The organism is Paenibacillus mesotrionivorans, from assembly GCF_046098205.1.
In the GTDB taxonomy this organism is placed as follows: Bacteria; Bacillota; Bacilli; order Paenibacillales; family NBRC-103111; genus Paenibacillus_AR; species Paenibacillus_AR mesotrionivorans.
Genome location: NZ_JBJURJ010000015.1, coordinates 160123 through 185452, shown reverse-complemented (window position 1 = coordinate 185452; position 25330 = coordinate 160123). Strand labels below are relative to the sequence as shown.

Annotated in this window: 17 protein-coding genes; 3 read left to right on the top strand and 14 right to left on the bottom strand. The window is 53.0% G+C overall.

Translation table 11 applies throughout. The features are described from left to right. Nucleotides 1-236: 236 nt before the first annotated feature. Nucleotides 237-1271, bottom strand: coding sequence for a threonine aldolase family protein (locus ACI1P1_RS21860; protein ID WP_416218567.1), 1035 nt, complete (start codon nucleotides 1269-1271; stop codon nucleotides 237-239). Then, on the bottom strand, nucleotides 1268-1846 hold the full coding sequence (locus tag ACI1P1_RS21855; protein WP_416218566.1) for a GNAT family N-acetyltransferase: 579 nt from the start codon (nucleotides 1844-1846) through the stop codon (nucleotides 1268-1270). The genes ACI1P1_RS21860 and ACI1P1_RS21855 overlap by 4 nt, the downstream gene beginning before the upstream one ends. 142 nt (nucleotides 1847-1988) lie before the next feature. Here ACI1P1_RS21855 and ACI1P1_RS21850 point away from each other — a divergent pair, with 142 nt between their 5' ends. Next, nucleotides 1989-2777: a hypothetical protein gene (locus ACI1P1_RS21850; RefSeq protein WP_416218565.1), complete on the top strand. Its 789-nt coding sequence runs from the start codon at nucleotides 1989-1991 to the stop codon at nucleotides 2775-2777. A 3-nt stretch (nucleotides 2778-2780) separates the two neighbouring features. Next, nucleotides 2781-3239 carry a hypothetical protein gene (locus ACI1P1_RS21845; RefSeq protein WP_416218564.1) on the top strand — a complete coding sequence of 153 codons (459 nt, stop codon included), beginning with the start codon at nucleotides 2781-2783 and terminating at the stop codon, nucleotides 3237-3239. Between the two features lie 43 nt (nucleotides 3240-3282). On the opposite strand, the gene ACI1P1_RS21840 is transcribed toward ACI1P1_RS21845, so the two are convergent. From ACI1P1_RS21840 to ACI1P1_RS21785, 12 genes are all read right to left on the bottom strand, one after another. Beyond that, nucleotides 3283-4614 carry a glycoside hydrolase family 140 protein gene (locus ACI1P1_RS21840; RefSeq protein WP_416218563.1) on the bottom strand — a complete coding sequence of 444 codons (1332 nt, stop codon included), beginning with the start codon at nucleotides 4612-4614 and terminating at the stop codon, nucleotides 3283-3285. 79 nt (nucleotides 4615-4693) lie between these two features. Then, nucleotides 4694-6199, bottom strand: a complete 1506-nt coding sequence (locus ACI1P1_RS21835; RefSeq protein ID WP_416218562.1) for an extracellular solute-binding protein — start codon at nucleotides 6197-6199, stop codon at nucleotides 4694-4696. A 61-nt stretch (nucleotides 6200-6260) separates the two neighbouring features. Then, nucleotides 6261-7790: an extracellular solute-binding protein gene (locus ACI1P1_RS21830; protein ID WP_416218561.1), complete on the bottom strand. Its 1530-nt coding sequence runs from the start codon at nucleotides 7788-7790 to the stop codon at nucleotides 6261-6263. Nucleotides 7791-7793: 3 nt separating this feature from the next. Beyond that, on the bottom strand, nucleotides 7794-9311 hold the full coding sequence (gene glpK, locus ACI1P1_RS21825; RefSeq protein ID WP_416218560.1) for a glycerol kinase GlpK: 1518 nt from the start codon (nucleotides 9309-9311) through the stop codon (nucleotides 7794-7796). Beyond that, complete coding sequence (locus ACI1P1_RS21820; protein ID WP_416218559.1) at nucleotides 9308-10261, bottom strand: transketolase family protein; 954 nt, start codon at nucleotides 10259-10261, stop codon at nucleotides 9308-9310. Before ACI1P1_RS21820 ends, glpK begins: the two co-directional genes overlap by 4 nt. Nucleotides 10262-10266: 5 nt before the next feature. Further along, nucleotides 10267-11112 (bottom strand): transketolase, encoded by an 846-nt coding sequence (locus ACI1P1_RS21815; protein ID WP_416218558.1) that lies wholly within the window; start codon nucleotides 11110-11112, stop codon nucleotides 10267-10269. Nucleotides 11113-11127: 15 nt separating this feature from the next. Beyond that, nucleotides 11128-12561: an L-fucose/L-arabinose isomerase family protein gene (locus tag ACI1P1_RS21810; RefSeq protein ID WP_416218557.1), complete on the bottom strand. Its 1434-nt coding sequence runs from the start codon at nucleotides 12559-12561 to the stop codon at nucleotides 11128-11130. Nucleotides 12562-13814: 1253 nt separating this feature from the next. After that, nucleotides 13815-15188, bottom strand: coding sequence for a DUF1593 domain-containing protein (locus ACI1P1_RS21805; protein ID WP_416218556.1), 1374 nt, complete (start codon nucleotides 15186-15188; stop codon nucleotides 13815-13817). Nucleotides 15189-15216: 28 nt separating this feature from the next. Continuing rightward, complete coding sequence (locus ACI1P1_RS21800) at nucleotides 15217-18231, bottom strand: family 78 glycoside hydrolase catalytic domain (protein ID WP_416218555.1); 3015 nt, start codon at nucleotides 18229-18231, stop codon at nucleotides 15217-15219. A gap of 169 nt (nucleotides 18232-18400) precedes the next feature. Next, nucleotides 18401-19885: a serine hydrolase domain-containing protein gene (locus ACI1P1_RS21795; protein ID WP_416218554.1), complete on the bottom strand. Its 1485-nt coding sequence runs from the start codon at nucleotides 19883-19885 to the stop codon at nucleotides 18401-18403. A gap of 28 nt (nucleotides 19886-19913) precedes the next feature. Next, nucleotides 19914-21935, bottom strand: a complete 2022-nt coding sequence (locus ACI1P1_RS21790; RefSeq protein WP_416218553.1) for a pectinesterase family protein — start codon at nucleotides 21933-21935, stop codon at nucleotides 19914-19916. 126 nt (nucleotides 21936-22061) lie between these two features. Then, nucleotides 22062-24056: a GDSL-type esterase/lipase family protein gene (locus tag ACI1P1_RS21785; protein WP_416218552.1), complete on the bottom strand. Its 1995-nt coding sequence runs from the start codon at nucleotides 24054-24056 to the stop codon at nucleotides 22062-22064. A 343-nt stretch (nucleotides 24057-24399) separates the two neighbouring features. On the opposite strand from ACI1P1_RS21785, the gene ACI1P1_RS21780 reads away from it, so the two are divergent. Beyond that, nucleotides 24400-25320, top strand: a complete 921-nt coding sequence (locus ACI1P1_RS21780) for an ABC transporter permease (RefSeq protein WP_416218596.1) — start codon at nucleotides 24400-24402, stop codon at nucleotides 25318-25320. The last annotated feature ends 10 nt before the right edge of the window (nucleotides 25321-25330 follow it).

Here is a 25330-nt window from a genome sequence, read left to right as displayed (position 1 = left end):
CCATATGTAAAAGTTTCCCATTTTTATTTTTTTTATTCACAAATAAAACAACACTTATTCTTGAGTCATAAATAAATGCACAATGCTTTCGATCTGAGAGAGGCCCCATCTACGTCCATTATAAGGAAGGGAGTACTCACATCTCACATTGAAGCAGGATTATAATAAATGAAAAAAAGATCCCCTTCTTAAAAAGAAAGTCGGGATCTTTAACTTCAATATCAAATTGCGCTCCGCTACAGCCTCTTAATATCCCCAATCAGCCTATCCACATTTTCCTTTTTGGTGGCCCAGCTTGTACAGAATCTGACGACACTATGAGTGTCATCGTACTTCTCCCAGAAGGAATACGAGTAGGTTTTGCCCAGTTTAGCCAATACGGCGTCCGGCAGGATGGGAAACTGCTGATTGGTTGTGGAATCATAGCGCAGGGAGTACCCTTTTGCCGTAAAGGCCGCCCGGATTTCCATGGCCAGCTCCACTGCATATGCGGAGATTTCCTCGTACAAACCGTCCTCAAACAAGGTTTCGAACTGGATGCCCAGCAGTCGCCCCTTCGCCAGCATTCCGCCCCTTTGTTTGATGAAATACCGGAAGTCCTTCTTCAGAGCATCATTGACAATGACTACAGCCTCGCCAAACAACGCACCTACCTTGGTTCCGCCGATATAGAACACATCACAAAGCCGGGCGATATCTGCTAAGGACAAATCACTGCCCTGCGAGGCCAGCCCATATCCCAATCTGGCGCCGTCCATAAACAGGGGCAAGCCGCACTCCCGGCAAACTAGGCTTAATGCCTCCAATTCGGCTTTGCTGTAGGTTGTCCCGTTCTCCGTAGGATGGGAAATGTACACCAAACCCGGCTGTACCGTATGCTCATGTGCGGCATCGCTCCAGTGAGCTTCAACCAATGCTTTTACCTGCTCCGCTTGAATTTTGCCATCCTCACTGGGCAAGGTCAGCACCTTGTGTCCGATGGCCTCGATGGCTCCTGTCTCGTGCACGGCAATATGGCCGGTTGTTGCCGATAAGGCCCCTTGATGCGGGCGCAGGATGGAAGCAATAATCGTTGTATTGGTTTGGGTGCCTCCTACTAAAAAATGGACATCGGCATCCGCGGCATCACAGGCTTTCCGGATATATGTCCGGGCCTTCTCACAGTGCTTATCCGTCCCGTAGCCCGGAGTTTGCTCCTCATTAGTTTCCAGCAGACGTTCCAGAATCCGCCTATGGGCGCCTTCTGCGTAATCATTTTCGAAACGGATCATGTTTGTTGCCCCTCCATATAATCGCTTTTAATAATCCCATAATAAATTTTGTCATCGTACTCATTTACATCCGGATAATAATATGATTTTCTTAGTGTCCCTTCATAAAGCATCCTTGATTTCTCCAACACTTTGCCTGAGGACATATTTTTGCCTCGATGAAAGGCTTGTAATCTATGTAATCCGGTATGTTCAAAAGTAAACGTGATAACCGCATTCAAAGCTTCTGTTGCATAACCTTTCCCTTGATATTGTTTGCTGATGCAATACTCAATGTCAGCATGGTGATGCTTCAAATCCATGCTGCAAAACGCGATTTGTCCAATGTTAGTCTGGTTTTCCTTCAGAATAATGGCCCACCTGTAAAAATCATTGCGTGAATAGGAGGAAATCCACCGGTTCAAAACCCCTTTTACGGCCTCTACCGTCTCATAAACAGGCTCCCCATAATTAGATTGGATTTCCTTGTCATTGATCCAGTGGATGAACATGTCCTCCGCATCCTCCGGAACAAATCTCCTTAAATATAATCTTTCGGCTTCTATGGTTTGGGTTCCGGTGTGAATGTAATTCATTTTTTCCCCCATTGAAAAACAAATTGTTATTCTTCTTTATGCATTTTATTACAAAACAGAAGCCGGAACCAGCAGTTCGTATAGAACAAGGTTCATCCGTCAAACCTATTAATGATTAGGATATTCCAAGAGGTGGTCTTGAATGGACAACTTTACGAATGACAATTCAGCCAGAAGATACCGTGCTCATGTGAGCATCCTGGGAACCACCCAGATCCATCTCCGGAATCCGTACATCATTGCTTGGTGGAGTGCGGCTTTCCCTGGCTTTGGGCATCTTCTGCTATCCAAATACTTGCGGGGTCTGGTTTTATTTATGTGGGAGGTTATCGTTAATCTGGAGTCACATGTCAATTACGCGATGATCTATTCCTTCCAAGGTGAAATTGAGAAAGCAAAAGAGGTTTTGGATACACGCTGGTTATTAATTTATATACCGGTTTATATCTTCGGTATTTGGGACAGCTACCGCACCACGGTAGATTTGAACAAAATCTATATCATGGCCGACCGGGAGGAGCGCCGTTTCAACTCGTTCAGCATCGGGGCAATGGAAATCAATTACTTGGATAAACGGAGTCCCGCCATGGCTATATTATGGTCATTCATGGTGCCGGGATTAGGGCAGCTTTATATCCACCGGATTGTAACAGCTTTTTTCGTCATTGTCTGGACAGTTATTTTTTGCTATTATTCCCATGCCCTTGAAGCGGTTTCACTTCTGTTTTTGGGAAAAATAAAGGAGGCTACCTCCGTTGTCCAACCCGAGTGGCTTTTATTTTTTCCTTCTATATATGGTTTTTCCTCCTTTGATTCCTATATCAACACCGTGGAAAACAATAAATTATATGATAAGGAGCAGCGCGCCTTCTTCCGTATGAATTATCAATCCTCGTCCTTCAAAATTCTGAAGGGCCGAAAGGTGAACTGATCCATGCAGCTGTTTTCCACATTCGAGCATAGCTCATTTATTGAATTGGCTATTGCCACTCTGGAAAAAAAGGGGATACCTCAAGGGAGCATCTTTATCGTTCCGCTGGATAACCGACTGGAGGAGCGTAAAGTATTCGATACCCTTCACCGCTCGGACGGGACCTCCCTGATCGATATCGGGGCTGCACTGGCTACAGCGTTCTCAGTCATTGGAGCCAGCATTGGATTTCGGCTGGCTTGGGGCCCCATCTATTGGGGGCTGATTGGGGCAGCCGGCGGGTTTATCCTTGGGCTGGCCATCCGTCTGTTCACAGAAACTGTTCTGAAGAAAAAGAAACGGCTGCTGAAGGGACTGCATTCCGAGATTATTGTCATTGTGGATTGTGAGGAGGCCCAGGGAGAAATGGTGGAGAATATTTTGTTCCAGCACTTCGCGTTGGGGGTGGCTAAGATAAAATAAACAAAAAGCCCGATTCGCCGGTGGGCAAATCGGGTTCGTTCCGTTACTCTTCCTTCAAATGCAGCAGCCAATCGGTAAAGTCGGTATCCTTGGGAGGCGGCACAAATTCCACTGCTTCAGATGAATTTACTTGGCCCAGGTAGCTCCTGCTGCCGTTTACCGGGTCGATCCAATATGCCTGATACATCCTGTTCCCGGCATCCGGTATCCGGATCGTAAACGGACGTCCACTATAGGTATAACATACGATATTGCGGCTGTTTCCGAATACAAGGACTTTATTCTCCTTTTCCCCGCCTGATTCCTTGGTATGCAGAATCTCCTGCATCCCATCCCCATGCACAAAATCAATTTCCAGCATCAGAGATTTAAGAATCTGCATCTGACTGCCCCCGCTGGCATGAAGCGCCTCTTCCCAGGTAACATTGGATCCGAATTCAGGCTGATATCCGTCTTTGTTAAATTGAAAAATGGCATTATGCCCATACGTATGGCCCATAGAACCGGATAAGACGGACCAGTAGGCATACCGCCTCACATGATGAGCCTGCCAATAAGGCTCGGACGGGTTATGAAGCCCTTGGGGAATTTGTTCATAGGAGGGTTCGCCATCCACAACCGGCTTCCGCGGTGTCTTCATTCGATCCTGCACTACATAGCGCCAGTTGTCCTCCCCAAACCAAGGCTCCTGGGCAGTGGCGTCATCCCAAGACTTCAGCCAATTCTGGTCATATCTGCGGTGCCCGGATTGGAACATATGAAAGTCGAGCCAATCACAGTCCGAAAACCAATACGACGAAGAGGTTCTGCCGAAGGGATGGTATCCAACCAGGGTATCCGGCATGGCCGATTTCAGAGCCGTGCCCAGCCTATTCCATAAACCTCCATGCAGATCACCACGGATATCCCCGCCCAAGAGCCAGATAATATTCTTCTTTCCTCCAAATACCCGGGTTAGATAATCCGCATAGGGCGCCACATTATCCGTATTCAAATAACCTTCTTTCACCACTCTGCCCCAAACAGGCAGCAGCGCGAAATAGATGCCCATCTCCGCCGCCATATCCACGATCGTCTCCACATGATCCCAGTACGGCTTATTCTCCGCCCAGATCACCTGCAAAACATCCTCATTCTCCACATGCTGAAGGCTTCTTTTGTTCCCCTCATAGGCATAATTAATCAAGACAGCCTGAATAACATTGAAGCCCTTTTCCTTCCTGTTCCTCAAATAAACGTAGGCTTCGTTCAGATCCAAACGCTGAAATAAATTCCACGCTGTATCGCCTAACCAGAAAAAAGGAGCCTCTCCATTCACCAGATTTTTCTGATTAGGGCTTACCTGTAAACGCCCATGGTCCCAAGGCTTTAACATCTTTGTTTTCCTCCCTGTCTATTCTTATAAAAGCACACAGAGAAGCACCCATGGGTGCCTCTCCAGCCGTAACGGTAGTTCATTTTTTTTTATTGGAAGCCTTATAGGAAGCATTATACTCCTCGATAATGCTGCTTCCACCCTGATCCTTCCACTTCTTCACCGCATCCTGGAATCCCTTTTCATCAATGTCTCCCATCATAAATTTGTAGGTGGCATCCTTGATGATATCCTGGAGACGGGCTCCCTTCTCGGTGTAGGCAGCGGAATCCAAAGCTGCAGTAGGATCACTGATGGAGAATTTAACGGCCTCATTGATCAACTGCTCCGCTTTTTCTGCAACAGGACGGCTGTACACCTTAGGTTTAATATTGGTAATCCGGGACAAACCAATACCATTATAACCGGATACTTCCTTCTCCAGCAGCTTGGCGTCCGATACCGGAAGCACCTTGCCGTCCTTCAGGGTGTAGTGTGTACCTTCAACGCCGTGCACCAGCAGATTGGCAATCTCCGGATCGAAGAGCTTATCGCAGAAGGCAAGCAGCTTCTTCAGCTCCGCTTCGTTCTTAACGGCGGACTTGGGGAAGAGCATCGCATTGGCGTAACCGTGAACCGCCCAAACACCAAGTTTGCCGTTTGTTCCGACGATCCGGTTTTCCACGTCAAATTGAGCTTCCTTGAAATTGGCGCCGGTTTTGTCAGCCATGGTGTTCACATCGGATATGGAGCCGATATACATGCCGGCTTTACCGGAATACATCAGGTTCTGCTGATCTGTTTTGCTGGTGACGGGGAAGTCCTTATTGATCAAACCCTCATCCCGGAGCTTTTTGATAAATTTCATGGTCTCCATATAGCCTTGGGTGGTGAAATCCGGGACTAAGCTGCCGTCCACCATCCCCCAACTGTTGGGTGTGCCGAAGTAGGAGCTGAGTGTTTTGAAGGCCCCATAAAGAAAATCGTTGCGGTCTGCCAGAGGAATGGCCGCCAAGCCGGATTCCTTAAACTTTTTGAGCATGTTGTAAATATCGTCGATGGATTGGGGAGCGGCTAAACCAAGCTTATCCGCCCAGTCCTTCCGGTAAATAATACCTGACCGGGCTCTTTGCACCTCCTGATACAAGGCGTAGATTTTCCCGTCCACCTTCATATTATTGAGGATTTCCGGATCCAGCTTGCTTAAGTTCGGATAATCCTTAAGGTACGGTCCAATTTCCCAGAATTGATTGTTCTTAATCGCATTGCGGGTATTGATGAATGCGGCTTGGTTTCCCACATAGGTGATGGGAGCGAGGGTTTCTGTTGCTAAGCCAGCCTGGAATTTTTCATCATAGGAGCCACCGGGTGAGAAATTAATGGTCAGTTGGGTGTTGGTTTTCTCCTCCAGCAGCTTCTTAAGGGTATCCGACGGAACCTCTGGTGTCTGGAGGCTGGTCATAATCGTAATTTTAGTAGGACCCGTATCCTCTTTTGCGCCTGCTCCATCTGCAGCCGGTGTTTCTTTGCTGCTGCAGCCGGCGGCTACCATACATACCGCCAACACAGCCAATCCGCTTTTTTTACCCGTTGTCCATGTACCCATTTTTTCATGACCCCTTTACCTGTTTTATCTGCGCTTCTCTCCACTTTTTTATCTAAAGCGCTTACTTGCTCAGCCTGGTATACTCCTGGTTGTACTCATCCACAATCTTTTGGCCGCCGTCCTTCAGCCATTTATCTGTTGCTGCTTTAAAACCGTTTTCATCTATCTTGCCCAAAATGAACTGATAGGTGGCATCCTTGATCAAATCCTGAAGTCTCGCACCCAACTCGGCATATGTCGGGGAATCCAAGGAAGCCGTGGGATCGGTAATCATGAACTTTGCAGCCTCATTGGACAGCCGGTTGGCTTTATCCTGAACCTCCGACGGAAATTTCTGCGGCGTAACATTAGTGGTTTCCGCTAACGCAATGCTGAGGTAAGGGCGGACATCCTTATCGATCAGCTTGGTGTCGGTGCCGGGGACAATTTTGTTGTCCGCATTGACGGTGTGGTGATTCTGGTCCTTCAAGCCGTATTTCAAGGTATCTGCCAATTCCTTGTCATAGAACTTGTCGAATACTCCAAGAATGGCCTTCAGCTCCGCTTCCGACTTTACAGCGGATTTGGGGAACAACAGAATGGTACCGTAACCGCTGGAGCCCCAGGCTACAGGCTTGCCGTCCGGTCCCTTCAGATCGTTGGCCACATCGTATACCGCTTCGGGAAAGTTGGTAACCGTCTTATCCTGCAGCGTTTTGGTTCCGCTCATCGTTCCCACCAGCAGGCCGGAACGGCCGGTGAACAGCAGATTCTCCTGATCAGTTTTGCTGGTGACGGGGAAGTCCTTATTAATCAGGCCCTCCTCATGCAGCTTCTTGTAGAACTTCATGGTATCCATATAGCCCTTGGTCATAAAATCCGGTGTCAGCTTTCCGTTGACCAGTCCCCAGTTATTGGGGGTGCCGAACATGGTGGCGATGGTTTTGAAGGAGCCGTACACCAGATCATTGCGGTCCGTCAGCGGAATGGTCCGGCCCCCGCCGGCCAGGTCGGCTTCCTTGAATTTCTTCAGCATCTGGTAGATTTCGTCCGTGGTTGTGGGAACCTTCATCCCCACCTTGTCCAGCCAGTCCTTCCGGTAGACCAGACCGGCGCGGGCCGGCTGCCTTTCCTGATAGAGGGAATAAATCTTACCGTTCACCTTCGTATTCTCCAGAACCTTCGGATCCAATTTGCTCAGGTTCGGATAATCCTTCAGGTAAGGCCCGATCTCCCAGAACTGCCCGTTCTTAATGGCCGACCTCATCAGGACAAAAGAAGCGGCGTTCTTGATAAAAGCGGCTTGGGGCAGGGTTCCGGTAGAGAAGGCCGCCTGGAATTTCTCGTCATACGAACCATCCGGCACCCATTGGATCTCGATTTGGGAGTTGGTTTTTTCCTCGATAAACTTCTCCAGCTTGTCGGAGGGAACCTCCGTGGTCTGAAGATTGGCCATGATGGTGAACTTCACAGGTGCTGCAGGTGCAGCCGGTCCGGCTGAGGACGACGGTTCCTTGACAGCGCCTTCATTCTCCTCATTGCCACAGCCTGCCAGCACGCTCCCCGCCAGAACCACTGTAAGGGGAGCTGCCCAAACCCAATTTTTCTTCATCTGTTATGCCTCCTTTACTCCATAAAGCACACAGGCTACTGCATGCTTCCAACCGTCAATAAAGCGCTTGCGTGAGACTTCTCCCATCTTCGGCTCATACCGGATGCCCGCTGCTGCCGCCGTACCGGGCAGCTCCTCCGGCGAAGACCATAATCCGGTTCCCAGCCCTCCCATAAAGGCAGAGCCCATGGCGGACAATTCCGCAACTCCGGACTTCACCACACACCGGTCCAGCAAGCCGGCCTGGAGCTCCATAAGCCTCCGGTTATCCGACGCGCCGCCATCCGTACGCAGCTCCTTCAGCCGGACGCCGGATTCGGATTGCATCAGCTCAACGGCTTCATACACCTGATACGCGATGCTCTCCAAGGCCGCCCGGATAATGTGGGCCTTGGTGGTTCCGCGGTTCATCCCCACAATGGCCGCCCTGGCATCTGCCGACCAATAGGGGGCGCCCAGCCCGACGAAGGCCGGAACCAGATAAACCCCTTCGTTATCGGACACCTGGTTGAGCAGCTCCTCCATTTCCTCGAAGCTGCGGAATAATCCCAGGCTGTCCCGTACCCACTTGATGCAGTCACCCGAGGTGCGGATCACCGCCTCCAGAGCGTAGGTGACCTTCCCTCCTTTTCCCCATGCCACCGCCGTTACCAGTCCGTTCCCGGCCTCTTGCAGCTTATCCCCGGTATTCATCAGGACAGAGGTGCCGGTTCCGTAGGTAGCCTTGGCCATGCCGGGCTGGAAGCAGCCGTTGCCGAACAAGGCAGCCTGGGAGTCCCCGATGATGCCGGAGATCGGCACCTCCACTTCTTCCCCGAACAAATCCGGGTCCGCCGTTACGCCGAATATCTCATCGGAGCAGCGGACGGCCGGCAGCAGGTCAGCCGGCACTCCGAACATGGCGCACAGCTCCTCATCCCATTGTAGGGTGTGGATATTGAACAGGGAGGTCCGGCTGGCATTGGTGTAATCGGTGGCATGAACCTTACCGCCTGTCAGCTTCCACAGGAGCCAGCTATCCATGGTCCCCGCCAGAAGGTCGCCGTTGTGGAGTTTTTCCTGAATCCCCTCCACATGCTCCAGCATCCAGCTCCACTTGGTTGCCGTAAAATAGGGATCCAGGACGAGCCCGGTTTTGGCCCGGACAGCCTTCTCATGGTTGGCCTTCTTCAAGGTTTGACAGGCTTCGGCCGTTCGTTGGCATTGCCAGACGATAGCCGGATACACGGGCAGGCCTGTATGCCGGTCCCACATCACGGCGGTTTCCCGCTGGTTGGTTACGGTCAGGGCCGCCAGACGCCCTGGCCCGATCCCAGCCTTGCGGAGCACATCCCGGAGGGTGCTTTTGACCTGACTGTAAATTTCCAGAGGGTCATGCTCCACCCACCCCGGTTTGGGGTAAAACTGGGTATGCTCCGCCGTGCTGCGGGCGATAACACAGCCATTGCGGTCCACCACCAGCGCTTTGGTGCCGGAGGTGCTTTGATCGATTACGGCAATCATGTCCTTGGTTATGCTCATTTGGATCCGGCCTTGCCTTTCAGCAGCTCCAGCGCAACCTGCTGCAGATGCTCCGCATGAATGCCGTAATGCTTGAAGACCTCGGCGGTTTTGCCGGCAATGGCCGGTTCGTCGGGAATCCCGATAATCCGCATGGGCACAGGCTGATGCTGTACCACAACCTCCGATACGGCCGCTCCCAAGCCTCCGTGGATGCTATGCTCCTCCACCGTGAGAATACATCCGGTCTCCCGGGCTGCCCGGATAATGGCTTCCTCATCCAAGGGTTTGATGGTATGCATGTTCAGCACCCGGCAGGAGATGCCGGAGCCCTTCAGCAGCTCAGCCGTATCCAGGGCAACCTTGACGGTTTCCCCTGCGGCGATGATGGTGATATCCCCACCCTCCTTCATGGTGACGGCCTTGCCCAGCACAAACGGACAGCTTTCCGCCGACGGGTATACGTCCTCCACAGGATTGCGTCCGATGCGGATGTAGACGCCGCCTTTATGCTCCACCAAGGCTTCCACCATCCGCTTGGTTTCGTGCCGGTCTGCCGGAAGCACCACGGCAAGCCCGGGAATGGCCCTGGCCACCGCAATATCCTGCAGGGAATGATGGGACATTCCCAAGGCGCCGTAGCTGACGCCGCCGCTGATGCCCACCAGCTTAACGTTGGTGGCGGAATACGCCACATCCACCTTGATCTGCTCAATGCTCCTCATGCTCAGGAAACATGCGGGGGAGGTGACAAAGGGTTTCTTGCCGCTGTGGGCCAAACCTGCCGCAATCCCCACAATATTCTGCTCCGCGATGCCCACTTCCACGAACTGGTCCGCATACTGCTTGGCGAACGGTCCCATGGAGGCGGAGCCTCTGGAATCGCTGGCCAGGACCATGATGTCCTTATCCTCCCGGGCCAGCTCCATCAGGGTTTCGCAGATGACCTGCCGGTTAGCAATGGTATTCATGTTGTTTATCGCACCTGCCCTTCCTGCTTCAGACCTTCCAACGTTGCCGCCAGCTCGGATAAGGCCAGCTCCAGCTCCGCTTCATTCGGTACATGATGATGCCAATGGGGGACATTCTCGGCGAAGGAAACACCCTTGCCCTTCACCGTGTTCGCCATAAGAAGCGTAGGTTTGCCCGGCACCGACGGCACCGCCTCCAGCGCCTCCACCAAAGCCTCCATATCGTTTCCGTCGATGGAAACCACGTTCCAGCCGAAGGCGGCCCACTTGTCCTCCAACGGCTCAAGGCCCATCACCTCTTCCGTGGTGCCGCTGATCTGCAGCCGGTTCCGGTCAATGATGCCCACCAGATTATCCAGCTTGTAATGGGCTCCGGCCATAGCCGCCTCCCAGTTGGAGCCCTCCGCCTGCTCCCCGTCACCCATGAGACAGAAAACCCGGTAGCTCTTCTGGTCCCGCTTGGCCGCCAGCGCCATACCCACCGCTATCGGCAGGCCATGGCCCAAGGCGCCTGTATTCATCTCGATTCCCGGCACCTTGTTATTGGGATGCCCGATGAGCCGGGTGCCGAATTGGCTGTAAGTGAGCAGCTCCTCCTTGGGGAAAAACCCCAGATCGGCGAGAATGCTCCACAAGGACTCTACGGAATGGCCCTTGCTGGCGATAAACCGGTCCCGCTCCTCCCACTTGGGATTGGCGGGGTCAAGCTTCATCACCCGGTAATACAGCGCCGTGAGAATATCCGTATTGCTTAAGGAGCCGCCTGTATGGCCGGTTTTCGCTGTATGGATCATGTTCAAAAGGTCCATCCGGATCTGGGCAGCCTTGGCTTTTAGTTCCGTCATATTCATACGAATCGCCTCCTTCTACAGCTTGGAACCGCGCAGCCAGGCTTGAATCTCCTGCTCCGTGGGATCAACCGGGTCCGCCTTCAGGCCGGGAATGTATTGGCAGGCCTCATACAGCGACGGAATCACATTGGCATGGATGCCGACAGCGTGATGGACATAGGGTCCCTTCACCAGCTTTTCCTCCCACAGCGGCCAGTCGTTGACTTCCACCCATACCCACGAGCCCCGGGTGTACGGGCCTTCGATACCCTTAGCCTTACCAAGGAACATCTGGTATTCCCCATGATCCCCGTCAAACCGGGCCAGCGTCATGTTCCCGCCCCTAATCTGGCTCTCATGGGTGCCGGGTGCATGGGAGTCGAACAGGAAATGCTTTTTCAGCTTCGGCTTATCCTCGACGGACAGGGAAACCGGGAAGTTTCCGCAGTGGAAAAGCAGCTCTCCGTTGGGATTCTCAGGATGGCGGATGGTCAGATCGGCGAAGAAGGTCGGCACCTGATTGAGAGCCGCAGCCTGGACCATCACAGAGGTAATGGCGCCGTGAATATCCGTTTCGCAGGTTACCGGAATCTGCTCATCGGTCAGGATGGCATTGGCCAGACAAGGCATAATGCCCATGGCATCCTGCAGGGAGGACCAGCATTGAATGGCAATGGCCGTGCAGCCAGTGGAAACGGCGTATTGCTTCATAGCCACCTTCAGCGCGGCGATCCGGCGGATGTCCTCCTCCGTTACCTCGGAGTAATCCAAATGAGCTTTGATGTAATCGATAGCCGCCGCCAGCTCGGAGCTGTTCCCCTTCTCGATCTTTTTGGTGGCCAGTTGAATATCCACCAGGGTGATGGGATGGATCTCAATGCCGAACCGTTCCAGAAGCTCGCCTTCATTGCAGATCATCGTCCAGAAGGAGGCAGGCCGCGGGCCGATTTGCAGAATGCGCAGCTTGTTAAACTGCCGAACCACATTGGCAGCGGAGATAAAATTGGTGAAGCCCCGCTCGAATACCGGATCATTCACCCGGCTGTTGGTAATATACGTGAAAGGGACATTAAAGCGGCGCAGCACCTTCCCGGTGGCGAATAACCCGCATTGGGTATCCCTGAGCCGCATGCCGTCCTCCAAAGGAGCCTCGTCCCGGGGCCCCCACAGCAGCACCGGCTTGCCCAGCGCTTTGCCTACTCTGGCTACCGTATCCTCCGTCCCGAAGTTGCAGTGCGGGAAAAATACCGCATCCACATTTTCCCGTTTGAAGCGTTCGGCAATCTGGTCGGCCTGAATATGATCGTCATACAGCAGGCCTTCCTCATTCATTCCCTCCAGGTCCACAATGTCCATGTCCAAACCGAAGCTCTCCATTTTATTGCGGATCAGAACCTTATACTTGTAAGCGTCTTCCGCACTGAACGTAAAACGCCGTGTTGGTGCATAACCAAGCTTAAACTTTTTCATAAACACTACTCCTTGTTTAGTAAACAATTATGTGCAGGATTTCGAATGAAAGCTCTTTATACACCCATATTACATGTGGAAACCGCGATAGTCAACTTAAATTAGTGAACTTACTGATAAAATTACGTCGTAATTACTAAACTATTAACTTAACTAATATTTTTATGACTGCCGCCATTGTTCCCATACCAAATATCCCGGGGATCAGGTTCATCCTCCGGGCTGTGGTTTAAGAGCGGTGTCTGGGAAAGGCGGGCGTGTTGGAAAGGAACGGTGTCTGGGAAGAGCGGACAAAGTTACGTTGTATGCAAAAGGGAACATGGTTTGAGAGCAGTACATAGTCTGGTCCCAGAACGGCGTGGAGTAAGATCCGGCGGCTGGGTGCGGTACGGTGGCTGGATACGGTACGTTGGCTGGATACGGTACGTTGACTGCGAACGGTATAATGGCTGGGTATACGATAAGCTGTCTGCGAACGGTATAATGGCTGGGTATACGGTAAGCTGTCTGCGAACGGTACAATGGCTGGGTATACGGTAAGCTGTCTGCGAACGGTACAATGGCTGGGTATACGGTAAGCTGTCTGCGAACGGTACGGTGGCTGGGTATACGGTAAGCTGTCTGCGAACGGTACAATGGCTGGGTATACGGTAAGCTGTCTGCGAACGGTACAATGGCTGGGTATACGGTAAGCTGTCTGCGAACGGTACGGTGGCTGGGGCAGGCTGCAATAACTGTAACGGAACTCAGCGACCGTTAGACGTGGAAAAGACGGTGTTTGCGGTTGTAACGGAACTTAGCGACTCTTAGCAGGTGTTATGGAGTATAATTCCGCCGGATTTCCAGTTTAAGAGCTTCTGAGTTCCGTTACAATTTCAAACAGCCGGTTTTGGGCTTCTAAGAGCGTCTGAGTTCCGTTACATTTCCAAACCGCCGGGTTTGGGCTTCTAAAGTGCTTCTGAGTTCCGTTAGAATCCGCGGCCGACGCAACCCTCTGGCACCCCATCATCCCATCGCCTCATCGCTTCATTTCCCAATCCCCCCATCATTCGATCATTCGATCATTCGATCATTCGATCATTCGATCATTCCATCAGTCCATCGTTCCTCTCTCCATCGCCCCAGCACTCATCGCCCTATCATTCCCATTCCTCTCCCTCACCCCATCGCATCTCAACTCCACAACCTACGCCCACACCCCCACGACAGCGCACCCGTGCACCAAAAAAAAGCAGCATCGCTACCCCACCCGACTATTCCTCCACATTCACAATAACCCGCTTGTACCGGGTCAGCGGCGGCGCTCCGTGGTCGGTTACAGCGAGAATGATATGCATAGTCCCGTTACGGAACACACGCTCCGTCGGAACCGTAAACCACGCCTTCTCCTGATCCGCGCCATGAATCACCACCGGGTCCCCGGTGCGCGCCGTTGAAACACTGAAGCTGCCCGGCTCCCCGTAATAAAACCAATGATACGTAAGCTCATCCCCATCGGGATCAAAGGACCCCTCCGCGCTCAAATGCACCTCTTCACCGGGTTTGGCAGTCAAATACTCCGCATGGCCCAGCTTGGGAACCGGCGGATGGTTAGCCTCCGCATACGGCTTGACCGTCCAGTCCATCCGAGCGGCAAAATCAAGCTGGAAGGCCTCCCGCCACCGCCAAATGGTCGCTTTATTGCTGGTGTGCCAGAAGCCGTCCACCCCCAGCACCTCATCCTCGGCGTCGTTCCAGAACGGGCGGGTCTCCGGCTCCTGGAAGTGCTTGCGGGTGCGGGGAGTGTAATATTCATAACGTCCGCCCCAGCTTCCCCAATCCGGGTGCTCCGGGTTGCCCAAGCCGTTATTGATCAGATACAAAAAGGTCGGAGTATCCCCCTCCATCAGGAAGGTAGCCTGGGGATACTGCGCGCCCAACATTCCCTTGCTCCGGATATGCTCATCCAGCCACGGATTATCCACGATGCTGTGGTCCGCTCCCGTGAAGCGGCCATGGAAATGATCCCCGCTGATCCCGCTCCACGCGGCAAAATGATACGCGCCGCCGCTGTGGAAGCCGGGGCTTGCGATATAAAACAGCTGCGGAAAGGTCTTCCGCATCCAAGGACCGGAATCATCCTGGTCCGAGATGGCATAGACACGGAGCCGGGCTACAAAGGTCTCAAGCTCCTCAGCAGTCCGGGTGTTCTGCACCTTCCACAGAGCTTGGGCCAGCACATTAGGGCCGCCCCAAACCAGAACCCATAACGGGCGGGGATCATCCTTGTCCACGGCCCGGATCAGGAGCTCGGAGCCGGAGGAATCCTTGTCAGGGCCCACAGCCTCCATCCCGTACAGGGGCAGCCCTTCTTCTATCAGCGAAAGCAGCTCCTCCCCCTTAGGGAAACCCGGCTCATGCAGCTCCAGGTTATCCCGGACTTGGCCATAAGCCTCCACAATGTCGCGGATGCGCCAGGCCGCCGTCTTATTCTTCAGATGAATGGAGGTTGTGGCTACAAAACCCTCCACCTGCCAATGGTTGGCATAAGTCAGGAAACGCACCAGCGACATGGCATCATCGGGCTCATTCTCGATGTCCGTCAGCACCAGCACCCGCGGCTTCAATTCCGGTTCATGAAGATTCATTATAACGTCCTCCGAATGATGAGTTTATTTATAGCTTCGAAACAAAGGTGTAGTGGCCGGACTTCACCTGATAAACCGCCTGTCCCCCGCCGAATACCACCGGCTTCAATCCCTCCTCCGAGTGAAGCTCAGACTCGGAGCGTGCCGGCATATACAGCGTGGCACTGGTATTAGCCGGAACGGAAATCCTGCAGGTAAAGCTGTTTTCTTCAAGCTCCCATCCGCACAAAATGGATCCGTAGAGAGATTCATAGGAGCCTTTTACATATGTTATGCGCCTCTCCGGATCAGGCACAGGCTTGAAGAGGATGTGCTTAAACCCGGGATTGGTTGGGTCAGGGGAAATCCCGGCCATATATTTGTACATCCACTCGGCAACCGCCCCGTACGCATAATGGTTGAAGGAATTCATCCCCACATTCCCAAAGCCCTGCTCCGCGGAATACGAGTTCCAGCGCTCCCATATGGTGGTCGCCCCATTCTTGACCGAATACAGCCAGGACGGCATCTGATCCTGCAGCAGCAGAGAATAGGCAAGCTCGGCCAGCCCCATATCCGTCAAAACAGGGGCAATGATATTAACGCCGAGGAAACCGATGGACAGGGTGTTTTCGGGATAATGGACCCGGGTGCTGTCCGGATGGGCGGCTTTGAATTCCGGCGTATTGCGGATATTGTCCTCCAGAAGCCGGATCAGCTGCTGCTTCTGATCGTCGCCGGCATAAAGTCCAAGCTTGAGGCACCACAGCAGGGCTGTCTGAGTGTCGTCCTCCTTCACAGACCTGTAGACGGCAATACCATCCTCAAACTCATCATCCGGATCCTCAATAATGGAGGATTTCACCGTCACCCGGCCATTCTCATCGCAGGACATATACCGCTTCAGGAAAGCTTCCTTAATGTTCAAGTACAGCGCTTCAAATTTGGCGGCGTCTTCATTTTTGTGAAGCACCTTGGCCATTTCGCCCATCAGAATGGCGTCATAGGCATAATACACATCACTCATCAATTGATTGCCCGTTCCTTGGAACCCAAGCCAGTCACCGATGCTGCCCGGCCCTTTGTACTGCTCACCGGTTTGGGCATACATCCAGTCCATGTACGCGGTCATGGAAGCATAATGCTCTTCCATCATGGTGGTATCCCCGGTCATTTGCCATACTGTCCAAGGGAGGATAATCCCCACATCGGCCCAGCCGGACTGGCCCACCGGCCCTTTTCCCGTCCGGAAACGGCTGTAGAAATTGGACAGCTTAAATCCGGGAGCCGTTGAGGTGAAGGATGCATGGTCAGGGCCGTAAGTACGCCGGGAATCTACCAGAATATCCATATAGTTTTCCAGGAACAGCTGGCAGTCCCCATTATACAAAGCCGTATTGGCGAATAATTGGGTATCTCCCGTCCAGCCCAGGCGTTCATCCCGCTGCGGACAGTCTGTGGGAATCCACAAATAATTGCCCCGGTGCCCCCAAATCACGTTGTTGAACAGCTTGTTAATGTCCGCGTCGGAGGTTTCAATATGGCCTGTCTGGTTCATAAAGCTGGAGGCTACCTTTCCCGTCAATTCCACGATCTCCAGGCCGGAATCTCCGCCAACCACCGTAATCTCCACGTACCGGAAGCCAAAAAACGTCATAGCAGGCCGATAGGTTTCCCTGTCCGGTTCCCCCTTCAGCGTATAAAAGGCCGTTTGTTTCGCTTTCCGCAGGTTGGCATAATACACGGAGCCCTTGGGACCGTCCGCTCCTTCGCTGTCGTCATTGAGTATTTCCCCGAAACGGATACTAAGCCTCGTCCCGGCTCTCCCCTTCATTGTGATTTCAGGGACTCCCACCATATTCTGTCCCAAATCAAAAATGACGTGTTCCTCCGGGCGGAGGGTCACCGGAAGCAGATCTGCACGCGGCAGGCGCCGCTGCTCCACAAGCCCGATTTCCCCTCGGCCATTCCTGCCGCTCCCTTCATGAAGAGTGCCCTTGTACACTGTCACCGTTTGCGGATGCTGGTCCAGGGCGTCCAGAATTCTGGCCGGATCCCCTTTGTACGAAACCACCTTTGCCTGGGGAAAATTCCTGGCGAACCCATGCTCCTTCACCTTTGACCAATGGGAATCATTGAATTGGGTCTGATCCCATCCATTCATTTCCAGAGTGGCGTCGTAAATTTCTCCGTCGTAGATATCCGTTTCCCGGTAAGGTCCGGCGTCTGTCGCTTTCCAGCCCGGGCCGGTGTCCGTTACGATGACCTGGGTGGTACCATCCTCCAGGGTAATCAGCAGCTTCGCCAATAAAGCAAGCCCATTCCCCTTTTCGTCGTAATATCTGCTTCCTTTGGAGATCCTGCTGTTATACCAGCCGTTGCCCAGAACGGCTCCTAACACGGCATACTCCTGGTCCACCAGGTAATTCGTCACGTCATACGTCATGTAGTGGACCGTTGTGTCGTAGTTGCTCCATCCGGGGGGCAGCAGCTCATAAACGGTATTGCCGTGTTCGTCCGCAGCGCCCAACACCCTTCCGTTGATATGCACCTTATAGGTACCGAGTGCGGAAATATACAGCCGCGCGGAGGCTACGTTCCCGTTCAGCCGGACGGACTTCCGGAGCATGGGAGCGCCGGGACTGTTCGGAGCTTTGCCCTCCATGGCAATCCACCGTGCCCCCTCCCACCCGGTAATTCCATCTATGCTTCTGAGACCGGTTTCAAAATAGCTCCCTTCACCGGAATGAACGGGTATATTGTGCTTATCCCACACAATCACCTTCCAATAATAGCGGGTACTGGCCAAAAGAGCCGGACCGGCATAAATAACGGCTGCCGATTGGCCGGAATCCACACGTCCGCTATTCCAGATATCTGCCGCTCCAGCCGTTAAACATACGGGATCACTGGCGACCAGCAGCTGATACGCCGTCTGGTATTGCTCCGCTTCACCGGAGTTCATCCTCCAGCTAAACCGCGGCTTATCCCTGTCGATCCCCAGAGGATTCACTTTGTATTCGACCTTTAGCTGAACCAATTGAGTAATCGTTGACAAGGACAATACAGCTCCCTCCTATTCATCCAACTAAACAAGAATAGTTTACTACACACTTAACAAATACACAATATGTACTTTTTTAACTAAACTAAACTGAATTATAAAATAAGAGCCGCTCTGCTGGATCAGCAAAACGGCTCTGTTCATCATAGTGATCAATCAAGTCGGTGCCCTACTCGGACGCCGCTCCGATTAAATCGCATTCCATTTCTTCGTTGAAATAAATACCCGGCATTACAATTTGAATCATCATCGTATCGGCTTCAAAATGGCAAATCAGCATGACCATCTGGACGGTGTCCAATAGATGCATATGAATAATGCAGGTTTGTCCGTCTACCCAGGTGGCTGCGCTGCAGCAGGACTCCGTGCCGCTGAACACCCGGTCCGTTCCGGTCACCCAGTGGTGGATGCCGAAACCCAGAATCACCTCTTCGGCGCCCGGGGCACGGGTAAAGCTCAGGGTGGAGGCCTGTCCCGCGAAATCGAATGTGCAGGCGGTGAACCCGTAACGGTTGTCGTGCAGCCGGTAGGTACGGCGGTTCACTTGAGCTGCAGGCTCGGAATGGGCTTGTCCCGGCGGCAATGAAAGCTGCAGCGATGCCAGCCGCTTGGCCAATTCTCCGTCCGCGGCAGAGCCAGATGCTCCCGCCAAGCTTACTCCGTTAGCCGAACCGGCACCGTCAGACGCCATCTCCTTCATTGCCGGATATAGAGCCTCCCAGAGACAATCCAGAATCTGCTGTTGGCCGTCCCGGACAAATTGGGTATTGGCTGTGGAGACAAAAACCGCATCACAGTCTGGCATCACCACCACAAATTGCCCGCCCAACCCAAAGGCGCAATACGCATTGTTGCGCAAACGCCAGAATTGGTAGCCGTAACCGGGCTTGCCGTCCAGCATGGTTTTGGCTCCGGAATTATCCACCTGGCGGGCTGTACTCCGGTCCACCCATCCCTCCGGAAGCACCCGTTTGCCGTCCCATATGCCGCCCTGCAGATAAAGCTGGCCTAAGCGGGCCAACCCATCGGTGGTGCAGCGGATGCCGCTTCCTCCATTGTTGATGTTTCCGGCACAGGATTTCCACTCGAGGGGACCCATGCCAATGGCGTCGAACAACCGGGGCTGGAGGTATTCATGTACGGTTTGGCCGGTTGTCTCCTGCACGATGGCACACAGCATATTGGTTCCCGCCGTATCGTACGCGAAGGAGAAGCCCGGCGGATGCTGTGGAGGGGAGGTCAGATAAAGGTTGATCCAGCCCTCTGCCTCAGAATATGGAGCCCTTCTGTAGACCGTCGCCATCTTCAGCAGATGCTCCACTGTCATTTGCGCCGTATACGGGTGGACTTCTCCGGTGACATGCCTACGGAGCAGATCCGCTGCTTTATCCTGAAGCCCGAATCTTCCTTCACCGATGGCGATGCCCACAGCAGCGGAGGTGACACTTTTGCTAATAGAAAAAATGTGATGGAGCTCTCCTCTGCGGAACGGCGCATAATAGGCCTCCGCCGCCACCTTGCCGTGCCGCAGGAGCATAAAGCTGTGCAGCGCGATTTGTCTTTCATATACCAGTTCCATAAATCTTTCAATGCCCTTGGGGTTTATACCAACCGCCTCAGGCAGCGCACGTTTAAGCTCAGGTGCTGCAATCATGCTGCCCTCTCCTTCCTATGCATCAGCGTCACGCTCCTGCCGCTTCCACCAGAGCCATCGCTATTAGGAAGGCGCCGATGCCCTTCAGATCATCCTCGCCCACCTTCTCATGAACATAATAATCGTAAGAGCCGGAACGGTATGGATTGCCGCCAAGTCCAGCCACCAGACAGACTGATGTCAAATGATGCTTCCCCTGTCCATCCTTGCGGAGCATCCGGTTGGCCAAGCCGTGGTAGCCCCGGCGAGCTGCCTCCAGATAGTGGGGAGTCAGGTTCCCCGCCTTCACTCCCTTCGCCAAGGCATACACCAGCATGGACGAGCCGGAGGATTCCAAATAATTGTCCTCACGGCCCGCCTGATCCGTTACCTGGTACCACAGTCCGGACTCCTGGTCCTGCACCTTCACCACTGCTTCAGCCAAGCGGTTCAGAACAGCGGCAACAGGGGCGTAGCCCGGATGCTGGCGGGGCAGGTGCTCCAGTGTATCCACAATCGCCATGGCATACCAGCCGATGGCCCTGGTCCAGAAGTGGGGCGAGCAGCCTGTCTCCTTGTCCGCCCACTCTTGGCTGCGGCTTTCATCCCAGCCGTGGTAGTACAAGCCCGTATGCGGGTCGCGGTTATGCCGGTCGATCAGCAGAAGCTGCTGTGGCGCTTCATCCAGCAGCTCCGGCCTGTCGAAGATGCGGGCATATTCCGTCAGGAAAGGCATGGCCATGTATAAGCCGTCCAGCCACATCTGATGGGGATAGATTTTCTTATGCCAGAAGCCGCCCTCTGCGGTCCGGGGATGGCTCTCCAATTGTTTGACCAGCACATCCGCTGCCTGCTTGTAGCGGTTTTCCCCGGTTTTTTTCCACAAATACAGCAGCAGCTTCCCCTGATTAATCTGATCCAGATTATAGTCCTCCAATTTGTAGGTACGAATGAAGCCTTCATCTCCCACAAACTGGTTCATATTGTGTAGCACATAACGGAAATAACGGTCCTGTCCGGTGAGGCCTTCCAGCACAGAAACAGCCTTAAGGAACAGTCCGATTTCGTAATTCCATTTGTTGCTGGTGCGGGGATGCTCTCCGATGGAGTCCCAATCCTTGATCCATTGATCGGCCATCCGCGCGGACAGCTTGGGCTGGTCCTGCCCCGCAGTCAACGGATTCCAGCCGTCCGCCCCCTGGAGGATGGTGGGAATATCATAACCGGCGGCATCCTCCGGGCTGAGAGTCTTGGCCCAATCCACACGATCGGCCAGAAGCGCACCGGGGCCGCGGGTGCCGGCCTCTCTGTAGCGGGTGGTCTGCTCCCGGTTGGGAAGGCTCCAATTATGCCAGCCTGCCGGAGCAATAGAAGCGTCCATCCAGGTGCGGATAAAGGCAACAGCCGCATAGTCCCGCCAGGGCCTGCCCAGATAGACATTCTCGGCTGCGGGAGAGGAGGTCACGGTACAATCCAGAAACACATAACCGTAAGCCGCATCCTGGGGAGTGGAGGCGGCGGTCAAATAACCGCCATCCCGTTTGCAATGGATCCGGCAGCGTTCGAATACTGCTGTGGCAGGACCGAAAATAAAGTCCACATCCCCCTCCAGATAACAGTCCGCATAATAGTGGCGTCCCGGGCCGGTATATAGCGTATCCTGGTCCCCCAAAAACCGCACATGGCGGAAAACGGCACGGTCACCGTTAATAAAAGCGGCAACAGCCTGGCCGGTGCCCGGTCCAGAGGAGTTGCGGATGGTCAGATTTTCGGCGGTGAAATCATCTGCCGATACGATCACACTGCCGCTCCGGAAGGTACCCATGGGTTTGCCTTCCCCGTCCGGGGTATAAGCATTGTCCGAAAAGGTGAGAATCGTTTCATAGGCATCCTCACCCAAAAAGCGGATATTGGTCTTTTCCTTGGGCACCGCCAGCTTCTCCTCGTACACACCTTTACGGATGAATATGGTAACCGGCTCTGCGGAATAGTCGGGAACTGCCAGCACCGCTTCTTGAACGGTGGCGTAATCCCCGCGACCCCGGGCGTCCACATTGATTTGCATCGTCATTGCCATGAATGCTCCTTTCTTTTCTTTACCGCACAAGAATTTCATCCAATCTGCTTATATGAATCATTATAGAGCAAATATGCGCAAGATTTTGGATGTTTACTTGTCTATTTTTTATAAACTTAATTATATTTGTTTATTTGGTAAAACATGATTTTCGCCCTTCACCGGCTGCTGCAGCACCCACATAAAATAGAGGGCCTTGGCGGCCTTCTCCCGGGTAACAAGCTGCAAGGGCTCCAGCTCCAGACCGTTCGCCAGTTTACCCCTGGCAATCCCTTTTTCCGAACGGAACAACCCCAGCTCATAAGCATCTTTGATTTTGGCGGCGTACTCCGGACTGAGCAGATGGGTGTCCAGCAGGTTTTCATACGGAACCAGCGGATAATAGGTCAACCCCTGCACCCCGGTGTCCAAATTGGGATCATAGCCCGGATCTCCGGGCAGCAGCGTCTTGCCGTTATAGTCGGTCATGAATTTCGGGGCTTCTTTGAATTTTGCATGATAAGCATCATCCAGCAGCACCCCCATGACCTCTCTTGTCAGAAGGACCTCCGGGTATGCGGGAAGCAGCTGCGGACTCAGATCAAGGGCTTTTGCCAGAGCTTCGGAAAAGGCGGAAACCGTAATAGGCGCCTCCGGATGGAAGCAGCCGTTGCTGTCCTTGTCCAGTATGCCAAGCTGGAGCAGCTTTTCGATTTGGTTGCGGTAATATGCGCCTCTGCCGGTTGTGGTGTCCACGGCCATTTCCGGGAATATGTTGGACCAGTCCTCTGAGGTGACCGCGCTTAGGACCTCTTCTGTCAGCCAGGCTGCGGGTTCACCGATGCGGGTATCGCCGGACGCTGCACCCTTATACAGCTCGGTCACCACCAGGCGGGCAAACTGCTTGGACAGCGCCTCCTTATAGTGGGTGCCGTCCACCTTGTTGGCAGGATGTCCGTTGGCATAGGTGCCGTCATTGGTTTTACCGGGAGTTTCGCCTGCTTCAATGGACATGACAATAGCGGTAACCGCCTCCACGCCAATCTGATTATAATAGCGGATGCTGGCTTCGTTCAGATCCAGGACCGGCACATTCAGCTCCTTGCCCATACGACGTATAATATCAGGAAATTTGCGGTTGACGAAGGAGCAGGTATATACATGCCCTTCCGCTGCATCGCCCGGTGCTCTGGACATAGCCGTCACAAAGACCGGATGTATGCCTCTCGCTCTGATGGCAGGCAGATATATTTCTCTGATATACCGCTCATACGATTCCTCTGTGGAGCCCCTTCCGAAACGGCGGTACTCATCCAGGCTTTCGTCATTGTGGCCGAACTGGATGAAGAGATAGTCCCCCGCGCAGCCGGTCATCAGAATATCATTGAAGCGCCCTTCCCAATAGGAATTCTTGAAGGAACGGCCGCCCATGGAATAGTTGATGACCTTCACCTTATCCGGGTCGAACATACGGTGCACAACCTGCCCCCAGCCGCTCATTGGAGCTTCATCGAAGGTATAAGTCTTCACCGTGGAGTCTCCCAGCAAATATATCACCGGCAATTCTCCTATGGGTCTCCGGTTTATCAGCAGCGGAATAAGTTCAATGGATTCCAGGCCAACGGGAACTTTCAAATGTTTGGGCTCCAGTTCGATGTCAATGAACTCCCGTCCGTTCACATAGCTGAATATCCATTCCCTCTTATGAACAACGGGGACCATACCGACCTTGACCAGCTGGGCCGCATCCCATGCCGCACCCCGTAAGGTCAGCAGCCGTTCGGTATTCATGGCGGACACAGCAATAGTAACCTCTTCCGCAGGGCAGGTTGTCCGGACACGGATCCCATAAGCCCCAGGCTCAGCGGCAATCCGGAAAGCGAAGCCGTACCTGTTATAATGGTCCGCTTCAAAACCTGTCTCCACCATAAACTCCGCTTCACGGACCGTTACACCTGTACCGTCCGCAGCAATTTGCGGAAGGTGGACCTCTCTGGGAGGCATGGAGCTGGTTTCGGTAATAAAGCCATATCCGGCCGTAGAATCATATAACGGAAGACTCCTGCCATCTTCGCCGGTCACCTGGACAAACCCCTGTTTGGGCACAGCGGAAAAATTGAATTTCTTAGCGGTCATACATTGATTCTCCTTTAAAAGTCTGCCATGCCGTCTTGGAGAAGATACCGCCTTTAAATCATAAAATCAACCCTGAGAGCCGCTTTTTGGGGTGTCATTGGGCAAGAAAGAGGATCTAGAGGCATGATTATAACGGGCTTAATCCCTTGTTTGGCGCGGGTTTGCCCACACTCCGCGCCTACAAAGCAGAAGTTGTCAAAGTGATTGTAGATTTTCGACAGTAAGCGCGATATCGTAGATCATGCAAGGGGGATGCGCATCCTGCAGCAATGAAGGCAATAGGAGAGGAGGGACTGGCTTGTCGGTAGGCAAAGTCACCATACCAACCGGAAGTGGCGTCTCTATAAAGAAAAAAACCTTACCCAGATGGCTAAAAAACGCCATCCGCAACCGGTATCTGTACCTGCTAATTTCACCAGGGCTGATTTACTTTTTTCTGTTTAAGTATGTCCCGATTTGGGGCTTGATCATCTCATTCCAGGATTATTTGCCCTTCTTGGGCATATCGGGCAGTGAATGGGTGGGATTCAAGCATTTTGAGCGTTTTTTTACAGAACCGACCTTCTGGATGCTGTTTAAAAACACCTTGATTCTGTTTGGGCTCAATTTGGTTTTTGTATTTCCTGTCCCCATCATTCTGGCTTTAATGCTTAATGAAGTCCGCCAGCCCTTTTTTAAGCGGACGGTGCAAACGATGGTATACGTGCCCTATTTTTTGTCCTGGGTGATTGTGGTATCATTGACCTTTATTCTGTTAACCCCTGAAGGCGGTATGATCAATAAATTGATCGAAGCGTTAGGCGGACAATCGACCAACTTCCTCGCTAGTGAATCTTGGTTCAGGCCTATCTATATTATCCAGATTATATGGAAAGAGGCAGGCTGGGGAACCATTCTGTACCTGGCCGCAATGGCAGGCATTGATACACAATTGTACGAAGCGGCAAGAATGGATGGAGCAGGGCGCCTCCGCCAGCTGTGGCATATCACGCTTCCTGGAATTCGCGGTGTAATCGTTATGCTGCTGATCCTTAAGGTAGGCTCTGTATTGGAGTTGGGCTTCGACCATATCTTCCTCATGCTGAATTCTATGAACCGGGAAGTTGCCGAGATCTTCGATACATATGTGTACACCACAGGCATCAAGCAGGGGCAGTTCAGTTACAGTACAGCCATCGGGATGTTCAAATCCGTTGTCGGTTTGATTATGGTGCTGATTGCCAACCGCATCGCCAAGCTGTTCGGCGAAGAAGGAATTTACTGATGAGAGGAGG